11 protein-coding genes are annotated in these 16131 nt (G+C 75.1%); 7 read left to right on the forward strand and 4 right to left on the reverse strand.

What is annotated here, in order from left to right:
* The first annotated feature begins 39 nt into the window (after window positions 1-39).
* Both ACIPXC_RS26665 and ACIPXC_RS26670 read left to right on the forward strand, forming a co-directional pair.
* Window positions 40-660 carry a sigma-70 family RNA polymerase sigma factor gene (locus ACIPXC_RS26665; protein ID WP_401623134.1) on the forward strand — a complete coding sequence of 207 codons (621 nt, stop codon included), beginning with the start codon at window positions 40-42 and terminating at the stop codon, window positions 658-660.
* A 20-nt stretch (window positions 661-680) separates the two neighbouring features.
* Complete coding sequence (locus tag ACIPXC_RS26670) at window positions 681-1349, forward strand: TetR/AcrR family transcriptional regulator (RefSeq protein WP_401623137.1); 669 nt, start codon at window positions 681-683, stop codon at window positions 1347-1349.
* A gap of 23 nt (window positions 1350-1372) precedes the next feature.
* Here the strand turns inward: ACIPXC_RS26670 and ACIPXC_RS26675 are convergent, their stop codons facing one another.
* Together ACIPXC_RS26675 and ACIPXC_RS26680 are read right to left on the reverse strand one after the other, a co-directional pair.
* Window positions 1373-2119: a DUF2993 domain-containing protein gene (locus tag ACIPXC_RS26675; RefSeq protein WP_401623140.1), complete on the reverse strand. Its 747-nt coding sequence runs from the start codon at window positions 2117-2119 to the stop codon at window positions 1373-1375.
* Between the two features lie 8 nt (window positions 2120-2127).
* On the reverse strand, window positions 2128-4377 hold the full coding sequence (locus tag ACIPXC_RS26680; protein ID WP_401623143.1) for an MMPL family transporter: 2250 nt from the start codon (window positions 4375-4377) through the stop codon (window positions 2128-2130).
* Window positions 4378-4767: 390 nt separating this feature from the next.
* Between ACIPXC_RS26680 and ACIPXC_RS26685 the strand changes: the two genes are divergently transcribed.
* The 3 genes from ACIPXC_RS26685 to ACIPXC_RS26695 all read left to right on the forward strand — a co-directional run bounded on the left by ACIPXC_RS26685 (window position 4768) and on the right by ACIPXC_RS26695 (window position 9594).
* Window positions 4768-5856 (forward strand): sensor histidine kinase, encoded by a 1089-nt coding sequence (locus ACIPXC_RS26685; protein WP_401623146.1) that lies wholly within the window; start codon window positions 4768-4770, stop codon window positions 5854-5856.
* On the forward strand, window positions 5844-6530 hold the full coding sequence (locus tag ACIPXC_RS26690) for a DNA-binding response regulator (RefSeq protein WP_401623150.1): 687 nt from the start codon (window positions 5844-5846) through the stop codon (window positions 6528-6530). Before ACIPXC_RS26685 ends, ACIPXC_RS26690 begins: the two co-directional genes overlap by 13 nt.
* A gap of 106 nt (window positions 6531-6636) precedes the next feature.
* Window positions 6637-9594, forward strand: a complete 2958-nt coding sequence (locus ACIPXC_RS26695) for a helix-turn-helix transcriptional regulator (RefSeq protein WP_401623153.1) — start codon at window positions 6637-6639, stop codon at window positions 9592-9594.
* 48 nt (window positions 9595-9642) lie between these two features.
* On the opposite strand, the gene ACIPXC_RS26700 is transcribed toward ACIPXC_RS26695, so the two are convergent.
* Window positions 9643-11592: a lanthionine synthetase C family protein gene (locus ACIPXC_RS26700; RefSeq protein WP_401623156.1), complete on the reverse strand. Its 1950-nt coding sequence runs from the start codon at window positions 11590-11592 to the stop codon at window positions 9643-9645.
* A 465-nt stretch (window positions 11593-12057) separates the two neighbouring features.
* On the opposite strand from ACIPXC_RS26700, the gene ACIPXC_RS26705 reads away from it, so the two are divergent.
* Window positions 12058-13044, forward strand: coding sequence for a serine/threonine-protein kinase (locus ACIPXC_RS26705; protein ID WP_401623159.1), 987 nt, complete (start codon window positions 12058-12060; stop codon window positions 13042-13044).
* Window positions 13045-13081: 37 nt separating this feature from the next.
* On the opposite strand, the gene ACIPXC_RS26710 is transcribed toward ACIPXC_RS26705, so the two are convergent.
* Window positions 13082-15520 (reverse strand): SpoIIE family protein phosphatase, encoded by a 2439-nt coding sequence (locus tag ACIPXC_RS26710; protein WP_401623162.1) that lies wholly within the window; start codon window positions 15518-15520, stop codon window positions 13082-13084.
* 296 nt (window positions 15521-15816) lie between these two features.
* Here ACIPXC_RS26710 and ACIPXC_RS26715 point away from each other — a divergent pair, with 296 nt between their 5' ends.
* On the forward strand, window positions 15817-16062 hold the full coding sequence (locus ACIPXC_RS26715; protein WP_401623165.1) for a hypothetical protein: 246 nt from the start codon (window positions 15817-15819) through the stop codon (window positions 16060-16062).
* The last annotated feature ends 69 nt before the right edge of the window (window positions 16063-16131 follow it).

Below are 16131 nucleotides of genomic sequence, written 5' to 3' on the forward strand. Positions count from 1 at the left end.
GACCGGCCGGTTCCGGTCCCGGCCCGAGGAGCAGCCGCCATGACCGCCCGGAGCGCCACCGTCCAGCCGTCCCCCGAGAGCGGGGGCCTCCTCACCGACCACGAGCTCGCCGAGGGCTTCGTGCACGGCGACGAGCTGTGCCTGACCGCCGCGTACCGGCGCTGGGGCGGCCTCGTCCACGCGCTGGCGGCCCGTACCCTCGGGGACCCCCGGGAGGCCGAGGACGTCAGCCAGCAGGTGTTCCTGGCCGCCTGGCGGGGCCGGGCCGGCTACCGGCCGGAGCGCGGCGCCTTCCCCGGCTGGCTCGTCGGCATCACCCGGCGGAAGATCGCCGACGCGCTCGCGGAGCGCACCCGACGGCTCGCCCTGGTCACCGCGGCCGGCGCCGCCCTGCCCCCGCCGGACGAGCCCGGGGCGGGTCCCGAGGCGGTGCTGGACCGGCTGTTCGTCACCGGCGAGCTGGCGAGACTGCCCCGCCCGCAGCGGGAGGTGCTGGCCATGGCCTTCTACGGGGACCTCACCCAGATCCAGATCGCCAAGCGCACCGGTATGCCGCTCGGCACGGTGAAGAGCCACACCCGACGGGGCCTGCACCGGATGCGGCACCGTTTCGCCGCCGGGGCGGCGGCCGCGGACCCGGCCGTGGCGGGGTACGCGTGAGCCGTGCCAGGGGTGCGAAAATGACGGTGAGGCGTGCGGCGGAGGGAGCAGCGGTGGCGGAGGCGGAGGACCGGGTGCCCGGCCCGGCGCCGGTACGGGTGGACGGGCGGACCGAGCGGGGACGCCGTACCCGGGACAGGATCGTGGACGCCCTGCTCGCCCTGCTCGACGAGGGCGTCGTGGAGTTCCCGGCCGAGCGCGTCGCCGAACGCGCGGGCGTCTCCCGCCGGTTGGTCTTCCACCACTTCGCCGACATGTCCGAGCTGGTGGACCTCGCCATCACCCGGCGGCTGGAGCAACTGGCGGAGCAGATCCGGCCGTTGCCGGTGACCGGGCCCCGCCGGGCCCGGGTGGCCGCCCTGGCCGAACAGCGGGCCCGGATCCTGGAGTGGATCACTCCGGCACGGCTGACACTGATGCGGATCGACCATCCCTCGCCGCGTATCCAGCAGGTCACGGACGAGGCGTTCGCGGAGGCCCGGCGCCGGGTCGCGGAGATCTTCGCGGAGGAGCTGGGCCGCCTGGACGAGAGCCGGGCGGCCGAACTCCTCGACGGTCTGGACGCCGTCACCACGTGGGGGGCGTGGAACCACTGGCGCTCCGGCGGGAAGAGCCCGCGGGAAGCGCGTGCGGCGATGGAGGCCACCGTGCTGAACCTGCTCGCGGCGGGCGACCTTCCGCGCGGATGAGCACCGGGGCGGGCGGCTGCGGTTCAGGCCGTCCTGACGTCCTCGGCCCGCGCGGTCACCGTCACGCCGTCCGCGCCCACCGATACGCCCGCGGGCCGCAGGCCCAGCGGCAGTTCGGGCAGGGTCCGGGTCTGCCGGGCGAGCGCCTGCGCGATGAGCGGGCTGCCGGGGTCCAGGGACCGGCCGGCCACCGAGGCGGCCGTCGGACGCAGTGAGACGACGCCGTCGTGGAGTTCGACACCCGCCGTCAGGACCACGGGCGCGCCCAGCACGCTACGCCGGATGAGCAGCTGGCCGTTGCCGGCGTCGGAGATCCGGGTGTCTCCCTCCGGTCCGTCGCCCAGCGAGGAGTAGGGGGCGGTGAAGCGGGCCGACGCCGTGTCCGCCCGGTAGCCGTCGCCCTCGCGGGAGACGTTGTCGAGAGTGACGTCGGCCTTGATCCGGCTGCCGCGGTCGGTCGTCGCGTCGGCCCGGACCCGTACCTCGGGGTAGGTCTCGCGGGCGGCCTGGAGGAGGAAGGGCAGGCCCTCGATGGAGACGTCCGGGCGTCCCACGAGGTTCGTCTGCCGCTCGCCGATCCGGTCGGCGAGCCGGCCTTCGGCCAGGCCGCGGGCCACCGAGTCGGCGACGGACAGCGCGAGCAGCAGGACGCCGGCCAGGCCGGCCGCGGTCAGGATGCGGCGGCGCCGGGAGCGGGGCGGCCGGGCGGCGGGCCGGGCCGGGCGGCCGTCCGCGGCGGCGCCGGGGCGCGGTGTGGTGCGGGGGAGCATGCGGTACCTCATCGGGTGGGAAGGGGGTCGGTGGCGGTGGTCGCGCCGGTGTCGGGTGCACAGGGACCGGCGGGCCGTTCGGCCGGCAGGGTGAGGGAGCTGCCCTCGATGTCGAGTTCGGGCAGGATCCGGTCGAGACGGCGCGGCAGCCACCAGCCGCGGTCCCCGAGCAGCGCCATCGCGGCGGGGACCAGCAGCCCGCGCACGACGGTGACGTCGAGGGCGACGGCCGCGGCGAGCCCGGTGCCGAACATCTTCACGACGGGGTCGTCCGAGAGCAGGTACGCGAGGAAGACGCTCACCATGATCAGTGCGGCGGAGGTGATGATCCGGCCGGTCGAGGCGAGGCCCGCTGTCACCGCCCGCCGGCTGTCGCCGCTCGCCAGCCACTTCTCGCGCACCGAGGTCAGGAGGAACACCTCGTAGTCCATGGAGAGGCCGAAGAGGACGGCGAACATCACCAGCGGTACGTAGCCGGGCACGGGCACCGGTCCTTCGAGCCCGATGAGCCGCGCGCCCCAGCCCCACTGGAACACCGCGGTGAGCACCCCGTACGCGGCAGCCACCGACAGCAGGTTGAGCACGGATGCCTTCAGTGCGAGCAGCGGCGAGCGGAAGGCGGCCAGCAGCAGCAGTCCGGCCATGAGCACGACGGTCCCGATCACGGCCGGCAGCCGGTCCGCGAGGCGGTCGTTGAGGTCGGCGACCGCGGCCGCGGCCCCGCCGACGTGTGCCGTCCCGGAGCCGTCGGCGGTGGCCGCGGGCAGGGTGTCCGTGCGCAGGACGCCCACCAGGCGGGCGGTCGCCGGGTCGCCGGGGGCGGTGGCGGGCATGACCTGCCAGCGGACGGTACGGCCGTCGGCGGTGAGCTGCGCCGGACCGACCGAGGCCACGCCGGGGGTGGCGGCCAGGGCGGTGGAGACCCTGGTGACACGGGCGTCCTGCGCGCCGGCGGCGGGCGCCCTGAGGGTGTCGGTCACCTGGAGCGGGCCGTTGACGCCGGGCCCGAACGCGTCCGAGAGCTGCTCGTAGGCGGTGCGGCTGGCCGAGCCGACGGGCTTGTCGCCGGCGTCGAGCTGACCGAAGGCGAGCTGGGTGGCGGGCGCGGCGAGCAGCAGGAGCAGGGCGAGGCCGGCCAGGAGGTGGCGCCGGGGGCGGGCCGTGACGCGCTCGGCGATCCGCTGCCAGCCGCGGACATCCGGGGCGGTCGGCTCCTTCCCGTCCCGCTCGGTGGCGCCCTCCTGCGGGGCCGCGCCGAGGAACCGGGCCAGCAGGCTCAGCAGGGCGGGCAGCAGGGTGAGGGTCGCGGCCACCGCGACGAGCACCGCGATCGCGGGTGCCAGCGCCAGGGCGCGCAGCAGCGGCAGCCCGCCCAGCGCGAGCCCGGCCAGCGCCGCGATCACCGCGCATCCGGCGAACGCGGAGGCCTTCCCGGCGGTGGCCGTGGCCAGGGCGGCGGCCTCGGAGGCCGCCACGCCCCGGCCGCGGAACTCCCGGAACCGGGTCAGGCAGAACAGGGTGTAGTCGATCCCCACGCCGAGGCCGATCATCGCGGCGATGGTGGTGCCGGAGGACGGCATGTCCGTCAGGTGCCCGGCCAGGCCGACGAGGGCCAGCGACGCGACCAGCCCGGCGACGCCGACGACCAGGGGGAGCCCGGCCGCCGCCGCCCTCCGGAAACCGACGAAGAGGATCACGGCGGCGGCCCCGAGCCCGATGAGTTCGCTGTGCCCGGTGTCCGGCCGGTCCACGGCGGCCGCGAGGTCGCCGCCGGGGGTGACCCGGATACCGGCCGCCTCGGCCGGCCCGGCCGCGTCGGTGATCCGCTCCGACAGTTCGGGGGTGATGTCACGGCCGGTGACGTCGAGGCCGACGGAGAGGTAGGCGGTGTGCCCGTCGCGGCTCATCGCGGCGGCGCCGGCCCGGTCGTAGGGCGAGGTGACGCTCACGACGTGCGGCAGCCCGGCGATGGCGCGGGCGCTGCGCTCGACGGCGTCCCGTGCGCTCCCGGCGGTCAGCACCGGACCGTCGGGTCCGGTGTGCAGGACGAGCGGCTGGATGCCGGAGGCGGGTCCGGGGAAGGCCGCCGCCGCAGTGTCGAGGGCGGCCTGGCTGTCACTGCCCGGAATGGTCACCGCCTCGCTCGTCGCACGGCCGTACGCCATGACGGCGCCGCCGAGCACGAGGAGCAGCACCAGCCAGGCCCCGATCACCCGTCTCGGCCGACGGGCGCACCAGCGCCCCATCGTCAGGAACATCCGGGCCCTCCATGATCCGCTGACAATATATTGCACTCGGCGTGCAGCTTTACGCTTGCACTCGGAGTGCAACGATGTCAATCGGGGATACGGTCCGGCGGCAGCGCGGCCGTCGCCGCCGGCCCGTGCGAAATCGGCCTCGGCCGAGTACCGACCGTCCGGGACGTGCCTTTCTGGTGTGCACCCGCTCGGGCAAAATGCCTGGTGTCACCGGCAATCGCGGGTCTCGCGGCGCATCCGTCCCCCTCGGTACGCCCCGAGCCCCCGGCGCCCACGGCTTGGGGAGGAGTGGTCCTGGCGTTGCAGTCCTTACAGATACGCCGCATACGAGCGCTGCGCGGAAGGACCTCCGTCCGGTCCGGGACGCACCGGGCACAGTCGTTCCTGATCATGGCCACCCTGCTCTACCGGGGCAGCCACCTCACGGTCGCCGTCATGGCCGTCGCCCACCGTCCCTGGCACCTGCCCCTGCAACACCTGGGTTTCGCCGCCGCCCTGGGACTGAGCGTGCTGACCTACGGAACGGCTCTGCGTCGCGGCTGGTTCGACCCCCGGCACATCTGGGCCGACATCCTCGTCACCGGCTGCGTCCTGCCCCTGGCCCTGTGCGCCTGGGGAGGCGTGCGCGAACCCCCCACCATCGCCTGGGCGATGCTCCTCGGAGGATCGGCCAGCGCCGCCGCGGCCATCACCCTCGACCGCCTGCACGCCGTCGTCGCGGTCGCGCTGCTCGTCGTCACCCACTTCATCGGCTACCAGGCCGTGGGCGCGACCACCGCCGTCGTCGTCGGCCACCTCAATTCGCTGGTGTCGTCCGCCGTGATGACCTGGGTCTTCCGCTGGTACCTGCTGCGCCAGGGCCGTCTCCTCGACGAGGCCAACGCCCGCGCCCTGGCCGCCGAGGCGCACAAGGCGCGCTACGCCGAACGCCTCGAACACCACCGGGCCCTCCACGACACCGTCCTCGCCACACTGACCACCCTGGCGGCCGGCGCCGTCGACGCCAACACCCCCGAGGTCCGCCAGCGTTGTGCCCGCGAGGCCGCCTACCTGCGCCGCCTGATCCAGCAGACCGCCGACGAGGTCCCCCACCGGGAGATCGGCGCCGCCCTGGAGGAGGCCGTCGGATCCGTGGAGAGCCTCGGCCTGCGGGTCACCACCCAGTACCACGCCCTGCCGCAGGTGCCGCCGCAGGTCGCCGCCGCACTGGGCCACGCCGTCCGGGAGGCCCTCAACAACGTACGGCGGCATGCCGGCACCGGCCACGCCTACCTCACCGCCACCGGCGACCCGGACGGCAGCGGCGGAGCCGTCGTCACCGTCGTCGACCGGGGCCCGGGCTTCGACCCGGAGCGATGCGAGGCGGGCCTCGGCCTGCGCGGCTCGGTCCACGGCCGGATGACCGAGGCCGGCGGCCGCGCGACCGTGGACACCGCCCCCGGCGAGGGAGTACGGGTGGAGCTGAGATGGCCCGGGTGATCACGGTCGCGGTGGTCGACGACGACCGGATGCTGCGCGACGGACTGCGCGCCTGGCTCGGCGACGTACCCGACCTGCGGCTCGTGGCGACCGCCGCCACCGTCGCCGAACTCCTCGCCGATCCCGTGTGCGGCCCCGGCCCGTACCGCCCGCACGGCCCCGACGGGACGGACGGCCCCCCGGCCGACGTCATCCTCCTCGACCTCGTCCTGCGGGACGGCTCGGACCCCGCCGACAACATCCGCAGGCTCCTGCGCACCGGCAGCCGCGTCCTCATGATCAGCACCGTGCCGGACCGCTCCCGGATCATCGAGGCGATCCGGGCCGGCGCCGACGGATACCTCACCAAGGACCACGACCTGCCGACCCTGGTCGCCGCCGTCAAGGACCTCGCGGAGGGCCGCGGAGCCCACTCCATGGAACTCGCCTTCGCCTGCGCCTACGACGACAACCCCGCCCGCCCCCGGCTCTCGCCCCGGGAACGGCAGATCCTGCTCGACTACGCCTCCGGCATGACCCTCAAGTCCGCCGCCCGGCGCGCGGGCATCACCGTCCACACGGCCAAGGACTACCTCGACCGCGTCAAGGCCAAGTACCAGCAGGCCGGCCGCCCCACCTACACCAAGCTCGACCTCGCCCTCCGCGTACGCGAGGACAGCCTCGACGGAGGGTGACCCCTGCCGCAAGCCCCCCAAACGGACGGCTACAGGGGGCAGCCCCGGGCCCCGTACCGTCGACCCGGCGGTGCCCCGGACGGCCCGCCGGGAAGGGGACGAGCCGGTGACCGCACTCTGGCCGGCACGGCCTGCACGGCCTGCCGAACACCGCACCGCCACGGGACACCTCTGCGGCCCCCACCGGGGGCGGGGACGCCTCGTCGGACGCGGTGCCGAGATGGGCCGGATCACGGCCGCGCTCGCCGCGGCCCGGTCCGGGCAGGGCGGAGCCCTCTTCGTCACCGGCGAGCCCGGCGTCGGCAAGACCCGGCTCGCCACCGCGGCCCTCGCCGCGGCCACCTCGGCGGACATGATCACCGTACGCGGGCGGGCCAGCACGGTCGGCCCGACCGTCCCCTACCGGCCCCTCGTCGAGGCGCTGCTTCTGCTCGCCCGCGCCGGCCTGCTGCCCGCCCCGGAGGAACTGGACGGCTACGGCCCCGTCATGACCCGCCTGCTCAGCGACACCCCGGACACCGCAGGCCGCGACACCTCGCACATCACCGTCGCCGAAACGATGCTGCGCCTGCTCACCGCCGTCGGCCGGCAGCGGGGCTGCCTGCTCGTCCTCGACGACCTGCACGACGCCGACGCCGGCACCCTGGCCGTCGTCGACTACCTCCTCGACAACATCGGACAACAGCCGGCCCTGCTCCTGCTCGTCGCCGGGCACGCCCCCCGCGCGGCGGCCGAGCTCGCCCGGCGCGCCCGCCAGCGGGAAGCGGCGCAGATCCTCGACCTGACCCCCCTAAGCCACTCCGACGTACGCCTTCTCGTCGCGGCCGAGCTGGGCGCCGCACCGGCCGAGGTCTGTCCCGAGCTCCTGCACCGCGCGGCGACCGACGGCGCCGGCATCCCGTTCGTGGTCAAGGAACTCGTCCACGACCACGCCGACCACCCCGTCCACCACGGCGACCGGACCCCGCCCGTACCCGCCACCGTCGCCGACGACGTCCGGCGCCGCACCGCCCCGCTCGGGCCGCTCGGCATGGAATTCCTGGGCACGGCCGCCCTGTTCGGCCGACGCTTCCCCCTGCCCGTGCTGGAGCACGCCCTCGGCACCGACCCCACGGCACTGTCCGAGGTCCTGCGCGCCGCCCTCGCCTCCTGCCTGATCACCCCGGACGGGCCCGGCACCCAGTGGTACGCCTTCCACTACCCGCTGGCCGCCGAGGCGCTCCTGACCGACCTCGGACCGGGCCAACGCGCCCGCCACGCCCGACGCGCGGCGCACGCACTCGCCCGGCTCCACCCGGGACTGCCCGGAGCCTGGCGCGCACACGCCGCCCGACTGCACGAGCACGCCGGCGAAACCCGCGAAGCCGTCCGCCTGTACTGCGAGGCGGCGCAGCAGGCGATGGACGAGGGCGCCCTGGAACGGGCCCTGGACCTGCTCACCCGGGCCCACCCCCTCCTCGAACCCGGCGCCGCACCCGAACTGCACGCCACGGTGCTGGAACTGCTGCTCGACGCCGCCACCCGCTCGGGCCGCCTCGACCGGCTGCCCACCCCGCCCGCCGCCGGCCACGCCGTACCCTCCGCACGACGGGCCGGGATCCACGCCCGGCTCAGCGGCATCGCCACCCTGGCCGGCCGCCCCGCCGAAGCCCTGCGCCACCTCGACACCGCCCGCGCGCTGCTCCCCGGCCGCCCCGCCGACGGCGACACCGCCCGCGTGGACCTCGCCGCGGCCCACACCGAGCTGGGCCGGGCCGCCCCGGACCGGTTGCACACCGCCGCCCGCCTCGCCCGCCGGGCCGTGGACGCCGCCCGCGACGACGACCGGCCGGACACCGCCTGCGAAGCCCTGCTGCTGCTCGGCCGGCTCGCCCGGAGGCAGGACGAGCCCGCGGCGACGGCCCACTTCAAGCGGGCCCGCGAGATCGCCCTCGCCCACCGGCTCCCCGTACCGCGCACGGCCGCCGAGGTGCAGCTGGCCATCACCGAGGCCGCACACGAGGACCTGCCGGGCCGCCTGGAGCAGGCCCGGCAGGAGGCACACCGCAGGGGCCTGCTGCCGCTGGCGCACGAGGCCGGCTTCGCCCTCGCCATCGAGCGGATCCGGCGGGGCGCCTACGACGACGCCCGCGACGCGATCATCGAAGGCACGGCCGAGGCCTCCCGGCTGGGACTGGGCCGGCCCCTCGCCATGCTCCGGCTCGCCGACGCCGTACGGTACGCCCACCAGGGACGCCGCACCGAGATGCGCGCGGCGCTGGAACGACTGGAGCCGCACCTCGACGCCGCACCCGGCCTGCGCCCCATGGCGTACGGTCTCGCCCGGGCCTTCTGCTCCCTGCTGGAGGAACGACGCGACGCCGCCGAACAGGAACTCGCCCAGGCACTCGCCCACGACACCGAGAACCCCGCCGCCGAGGACTTCGGCCGGCACGGCCTCGCCCTGCTGCTCGGCGTCCTGGCCGGACGCCTGGGCCGCGGGCACTGCGCGGGCATCGCCGAGGCCGGCGCCGAAGGCACCCGCTGGAACCGCCAGTTCGCGGGCCTCGCCCACGCCGTGCTGCTCGGCCGCGAGGGGCACCACGAGCGGGCGACGGCCGCCGCGGACCGGGCACTGGCCGCGGCCGGCCCGTACCCCCTGGCCCGCCGGCTGTGCCTGCGGCTGGTGGCCGGGCCGGCGTACGAGGATGGCTGGGGCACGCCGGTCGAGTGGCTGCGCGAAGCCGAGGAGTACTTCCACGGCACCGGCCTCCACCCGGTCGCCGCCGCAAGCCGGGCCCAGCTGCGGGGCATGGGCGCCCCCGTCCGGCAACGGCGCACGGGCACCGAGCAGGTACCGGCGCACCTGCGCAGGTCCGGCATCACCGTCCGCGAATTCGAAGTGGCCCGTCTGGTCGCGGAACGCATCAGCAACAAGGACATCGCCGGGCGGCTGCACATCTCGCCCCGCACGGTCGAGAAGCACGTGGCGAACGTCCTGCACAAGACCGGCCACCCGAACCGCAGGGCCTTCGCCACCGCCGCCCGCGACCTCGCCGCCCGCGACCTCGCCGCGCCGGCCTGACCGACAGGACCCGGGCCGTGTCCGCGAAGACCCGCCCGCCCCGCGGCGCTACGGTGACGACAGGACCTGGGGCGGCCCCACCTCGTCCAGCAGGAAGTCGGCCGTGCCCCCGGAGTTGACCCGGTGGAGCAACCGCAGCACACCCGCCGAGCCCGTCAGGTAGTCGGTGGAACAGCGCAGCAGACCCTCACCGGGCACCCCCAGCAAGGGGTGCCCGTCCGGGCTGCGCAGACCGAAGCGCGCGGAGGGCTCGAAGAGGAAGACCTGCCTGACGAAGTCGAGCTGCCGCAGCGCCGTGCCGAGGTAGGCGGCGTCGCCGGTGAAGTCGGCCGCGTCCAGCAGCGTGTCGGCGACCCCGCACATCCCGGAGGCGTAGCCCGGCCCCGCCGCGTACCGCAGATCCAGGCCGCGCAGGACGGTGCGGGCCGCGGCCAGGTCCCCGTAGCGCAGCAGCACCTTCGCCAGGCCCGCCGCACCCGACTCCACGTACGGATCCGGGCCCCCGCCGTCGCCGGCGGTGGTCAACCGGGCCGTCTCCCAGGCGAGCGCCTCCCGTCCGAGGGACAGATGGCGCTCCTCCCCCGAGATCTGGTGCATCCGCAGCAGGAACACGGCGACACCGGCCGGCCCGGATCCCAGCCCGGACCGCGGTTCCCGCGCCGGGGCCCCGTCCGGCCAGTACGCCCGGCCGCCGTCGCGCCGTGCCGTGTCGTGCAGCGCCCGGGCGCAGCCCTGCGCCGCGGCGAGGCGGCGCGGGTCGTGGCCGCGCAGGAAGAAGCGCAGGTTCGTCATGCCCACCCCGGCGAGGCCGTGGTGGAAGGAGGGGTCGCCCTGCTCCGTGACCCGCCCGTTGGCCCGGTCGAGCAGGTGCCCGGCCAGGGTCCCGAACCCGAGGGAGTCCGCCGCCCAGGCGATGCCGGCCAGACCGTTCATGAGTCCGTCCGGATAGTGCGCCGGGTCGATCCCCGCCAGCGCGGCGCCCAGCCAGTCCCGCCACTCCGGCCGGACAGGCACGCCGCACGCGTGCAGCGCCCACAGGACGCCGCTCGCGCCGGACCCGAGACTCAGCGGGTTGGTGACGTGCGCGAACGGGTCCACGGGGAAGAGGGTGTCCCGGCCGGTGTCGGCGGCGGCCTCGACGAAGGCGGCCACCGCCGCCTCGGCCGCCTTCGTGGCCACCGCGGCCTCCGCCCCGTCGGGCCCTTCCGACGGTCCCGGGCGCGGCACCGCAGGCACCACCCGGCGGAGCAACTCCGCCTCGTCCGCGAGGGCGTCGAGCAGGCCGTCGAGGCCGATCCGGTCCCGGGCCAGGTCCACGAGCAGCCCGTGCACCCGTTCCGGCCAGCCCAGACCCTCCGTGATGAAGCCCCGGTACAGGTCCAGGACGTCCTCGCGCAGGTGCGACATCGCGGTGACCGGGAGGATGACGTCCGCCATCGCCGCCGCCACGCGGGGATCCCCACCGGGGGCGGGCGGCAGCCGGCGCCCGAGGGCGTCAACGGTACGGACCTCGCCGAACGCGCCGTGGTGGAAGGACAGGGCGCCGCCGCCCCGGTGGCGCACGTCCGACAGGAGGCGCACGCCCTCCACGCCCTCCAGCAGGCGGGCCAGGCCGGCCAGGCCGCTCCTGAACTCCGCTTCGTCCTGCGGGTACACGGTGGCGAGCCGGCCGTCGCCGCACATCGCGAAGACGGTGGGATCGAGAGCGATCTCGAAGTCGGTGCCGCGGTCCGTCAGGTGCCGGATCACCGAGGTGGCGACCTCGCGTACGTTCCGGCGGCCGGCCGTGACGTGGATCAGCGGGCCCCGCTCGGGCGGTGCGGGGTCGTGCCGATGACTCCACCGGATGCCCTCGCGGACGAACCGCGCCCGCGTCCCCGCGTCGAACCCGGCGAGGAAGTGGTCCGCGTCAGGCTCGTGGAAGACGTCGAGCGGGTCAAAGAACAACGTGTCGTGCCACGTGAAGAGGGAGCGGTGGACCCATCGTTCGTTGCGCATCTCAGCTGTCAGCCTCTGTCATCGTGCGACGGGCCGCCGGCAGCGGCGGGCGGGAACGGCGGGCGGGAACGACGGGATCCGGTCGGGGGGCACGGGGGAGCGCCCCCGACCGGATCCGTCGGGTCAGTTCAGGTATCCCGGGCCGCGCGGCGTCCTGCGGGCCTCCGTGTTCTGGGGCTTGAGTACGCTCACCCGGTTCACCTCCTAGAAGGTCGAATGCGCGGGACGCGCGGCTGGATCTGGACTGGCGCCGGCCGATCGGCACCTCCGACTCAACGCCATCCACGCGGCCCGCACATGGGCACCGACCGCGCATATTCCCCGCCCGCACCCCCCATCCCGGCGCCGACCCGCAGACCCGTGAATGGTGGTGCTCCGCTCCCTCCCGCCACCGCCCCGGATGTGGTAGAGGAAGCGTGCGGAGAGCCCCCTCGGTAGAATTCCTGCTGAGGAAGGGGGCGCCGGATGGGCGCGGACCTGAGTCAGTACACGGGCCGGCCCTCCGGGCTGGTCGGGAAGCAGATCGCGGGCTACAAGATCGAGCGCATGATCGGCCGGGGTGGCATGGCCGTCGTCTACTGCGCCAAGGACCTGCGCCTGGACCGCACGGTCGCGATCAAGCTGATCGCCCCCGAGCGGGCCCGCGACGACACCTTCCGGCGCCGCTTCACCCACGAGTCCAGGGTGGCCGCCTCGATCGAGCACCCGCACATCGTGCCGATCTTCGAGGCGGGCGAGACGGACGGCGTCCTCTACATCGCCATGCGGTACGTACCCGGGCTGGACCTGCGAGGACTGCTGGACCGGGAGGGCCCGCTGCCGGTGCCGACCGCCCTGCGGATCGCCGCCCAGGTGGCGTCCGCCCTGGACGCCGCCCACGACCACGAACTGGTGCACCGGGACGTCAAGCCCGGCAACATCCTGGTCGCGGCCGGGCCCGACCGCGACCACCCGGAGCACATCTACCTCACGGACTTCGGGCTGACGAAGAAGTCCCTGTCGCTGAGCGGTTTCACCACGGCGGGGGAGTTCGTCGGCACGCTGGACTACATGGCGCCCGAGCAGATCTCCGGCAGACCGGTGGACGGCAGGTGCGACCTCTACAGCCTGGCCTGCGTCGTCTACGAGAGCCTCGCCGGCGGACCGCCGTTCGTGCGCGAGGAGGACGCGGCCCTGCTGTGGGCGCACCAGTACGACCCGCCGCCCCCGCTGACCGAGCGGCGGCCCGACATGGCACCCGCCGCCGACAAGGTCTTCGCGAAGGCCCTGGCGAAGGTGCCCGAGGACCGGTACGGATCCTGCCTGGAGTTCGTGGCGGCCCTGCGGCGCGCCACCGAGAAGGGCCCCCCGACGGAGCAGCGGCCCCGACGTCTGCGGCAGGAGACCGCGGCGCCACTGGAGCCGCCGGAGTGGGCCCTGCCGGTCTTCCGCACCCCGGCCGGCCGGGGATAGAGACGTCTGCGCGACCCGTACGCGCCGACCGGAGCCCTCAGAACCCCAGGAGCGACTGCTCGGCCCAGATCGTCTTGCCGACGGGTGCGTGGCGGGTGCCCCACCGCTGGGCGAGCTGGGCCACCAGCAGCAGGCCCCGACCGCCCTCGTCGAAGGTCCGGGCCCGCCGCATGTGCGGGGCGGTGCTGCTCGCGTCGGACACCTCGCAGATCAGAGTGTCCTTCTCGTGGATCAGCCGCAGCTGGATGGGTGGCTCGCCGTACCTGATGGCATTGGTGACCAGCTCGCTGACCAGCAGCTCGGTGACGAACGAGGCATCCTCCAGCCCCCACTCCGTCAGCTGGTCGGTGGTCCGCCGACGGGCCCGGGAGACGTCCGAGGGATCGGAGGCCAGGTCCCACACGACGACCTTGTCGGCGTGCAGGGCCCGCGTCCGTGCAACGAGCAGGGCCACGTCGTCGTCGGGGCGGTGGGTCAGCAGCGCCGTCAGAACGCGGTCGCAGACCGTGTCCAGCGTGGACGCGGGCTGGGCCAGCGCGGCGAACATGGCGTCCAGCGCCTCGTCGACGTCCCGCTCGCGGGGCTGGAGCAGCCCGTCGGTGTAGAGGGCCAGCACGCTGCCCTCGGGAAGGTCGACGTCCAGCGTCTCGAAGGGCAGGCCCCCCAGTCCCAGCGGCGGCCCGGCCGGGACGTCGAGGAGGTACACGGAGCCCTCCGGGGAGACCACCGCCGGCGCCGGGTGCCCGGCCCGGGCGAGCGTGCAGTGCCGGGTGACCGGGTCGTAGACCACGTACAGGCAGGTCGTACCGATACCCCCGGCACTCTCGTCGACGGCCTCCCGGCCGCCCTCGTCCGCGGACAGGTGGATGATCAGGTCGTCGAGATGGGTCAGCAGCTCGTCGGGCGGCAGGTCGACGTCGGCCAGCGTGCGTACCGCGGTGCGCAGCCGCCCCATCGTCGCCGAGGCCCGGATGCCGTGGCCGACGACATCTCCCACGACCAGGGCCACCCGCGCGCCCGACAGCGGGATCACATCGAACCAGTCGCCGCCCACACCCGCCTCGGTGCCGGCCGGAAGGTAGCGCGAGGCCGTCTCCAGCGCCGGATGGTCGGGCAGCGTCTGCGGGAGCAGACTGCGCTGCAGCGTCATGGTGCTGGTGTGCTCCCGGGCGGACCGGTGCGCGGCGTGGATGCTCGTGGCCGCCCGGCCCGTGAGATCCTCGGCCAGCGCCAGGTCCTCCGGCAGGAACGGCTCCCTGCCCCGGCGGCGGCCGAAGACGGCCACGCCGAGGCTGACGCCGTCGGCGTGCAGCGGTACCACCAGCATCGAATGGGTCCCGTGCGCACCGAGCCAGGCGGCCGCCGGGTCCTGGGCCATCCACTGGGCGACCGTCGGAGCGGTCGTCGCGTACACGGCGCCACTCCCCGAGGCCAGACATTCGGCGGGGGGCGACAGCGGCGGATAGACGGCCGTCTCGCCGACCGCGACCCGGCCCTCGGAGCTCCCCTCGACGGCCGAGCGCACCGCCGTACGGCACACGGTGAGCGGCCCCGGCCGCGGGCCGGAGGAGTGGTCGTGGCCGCGCGGAAGGGGATCGAGCAGGTCGACGACGGCGAAATCGGCGAGCCCGGGGACGGCCACGTCCGCGAGCTCCTGTGCGGTGCGCGTGCTGTCCCCGGTGGTGCCGATGCGCGCGGCGGCGTCGGGCACGAACATCTGCTGCGTCTCGACCTCGGCCCCGGTCCGGTCGTGCGCGGCGAGGCACACGGCGCGCACCACCCCGTCCGGATCCCGCAGCGGGGCCACCGCCGTGGCCCAGCCGTGCTCGGCGCTGACGCCCGTGGCACGGACGAAGGCCTCCATGTGCTGCGGCTCGCCGGCCTCCAGCGCCAGCCGCATCCGGCGCTCGGTCTCCTCGCTCACCGGGTCCGGGGCGATCTCCGGCAGGCGCAGCCCGAACATCTCCGACTCCGTGAGGGACAGCGTGCGTTCCATGCCCGCGTTCGCCCGGACCAGCCGCAGATCCGCGTCGAAGACCGCCAGAAAGCACGGCGACTGGGAGAACGACCACGCGTGCAGCGGATCGCCCCACGAGGAGCCGTCACCGCCCTCCGCGCCCGGCACCGCGGACACCACGTACCACCGGGTGGTGCCGCCGGTGGAGGTCCAGCGGTGCGCGAGCAGCGACTGCTCGACGCGGCTGCCGTCCTGGTGCCGCAGCGCCACGGTGCCGCTCCACCGCTCCTGCTCGGGCGGGATCCGGCGCGCCTCGTCGTCGACGGGATCGGCCAGCAGGAACGCGGCGGACCGCCCCACCACCTCGGTGGACGCGTAACCGAGCAGCCGAGTGGCGCCTTCGCCCCACTCGATGACGATGCCCCGCTCGTCGACGGCGGCCGTCGCCGTGTACGCGCGTTGCTGGAAGGCATCGGTCTGCTCCGGCCGCTCACCGGGAGGGGTGGGAAGTTGCTCCATCGCCGCTCATCTCGCCCTCGCTCGATCCGTCGCTGCCGTCCCACGGGACCTGCACGGCCAGGGGCCCCACTGACAAGCATCATCCGGCGCGGCAAGGAGCACCAACGCAGTGCTGCCGGGCGGGGCGCCCCGGCGGCGGGCGGGGCGCTGGCAGGGTCTGTCACGGGTGTCAAGTCACGCGTTCACGGGGCGTGACGCCCGCACCCGTGCCGGGGTCCAGTGGGGGTACACCTTCGCGCGGAGAACCCCGGAGGCCCTTTCGACCGGACGGAGAGCCGGAGAGCAGGAGAAGCGTCGTGCCCGAGTATTCCTGGATCCGCGGTGTCGTACTGGCCGCAGCCTCGGTGCTGCTGGTGGGCATCGGCATCGGCCTGCTGGCGGCCTCGACGGACGTCCCCGCCACCACCGCGCCCCGGCCCGCGGTGCTGCTCCTGCCCCAGGACTCCGGCGCCGTCCACACGGGCCACTCCGCCGTGACCGTGGAGGAGCCCGGGTTCGAGGAGCGGCTGAAGGAGGAACTCGGGGCCCGGCTTGGGGAGTGACGGCCGGTGCCCCGCACGGGCTCCCCGTTCTCTCGCTGTCGGCTTCCGGGCACAGGACACCGGCGGCCC

This window comes from Streptomyces sp. NPDC090021 (genome assembly GCF_044748225.1).
Taxonomy (GTDB): domain Bacteria; phylum Actinomycetota; class Actinomycetes; order Streptomycetales; family Streptomycetaceae; genus Streptomyces.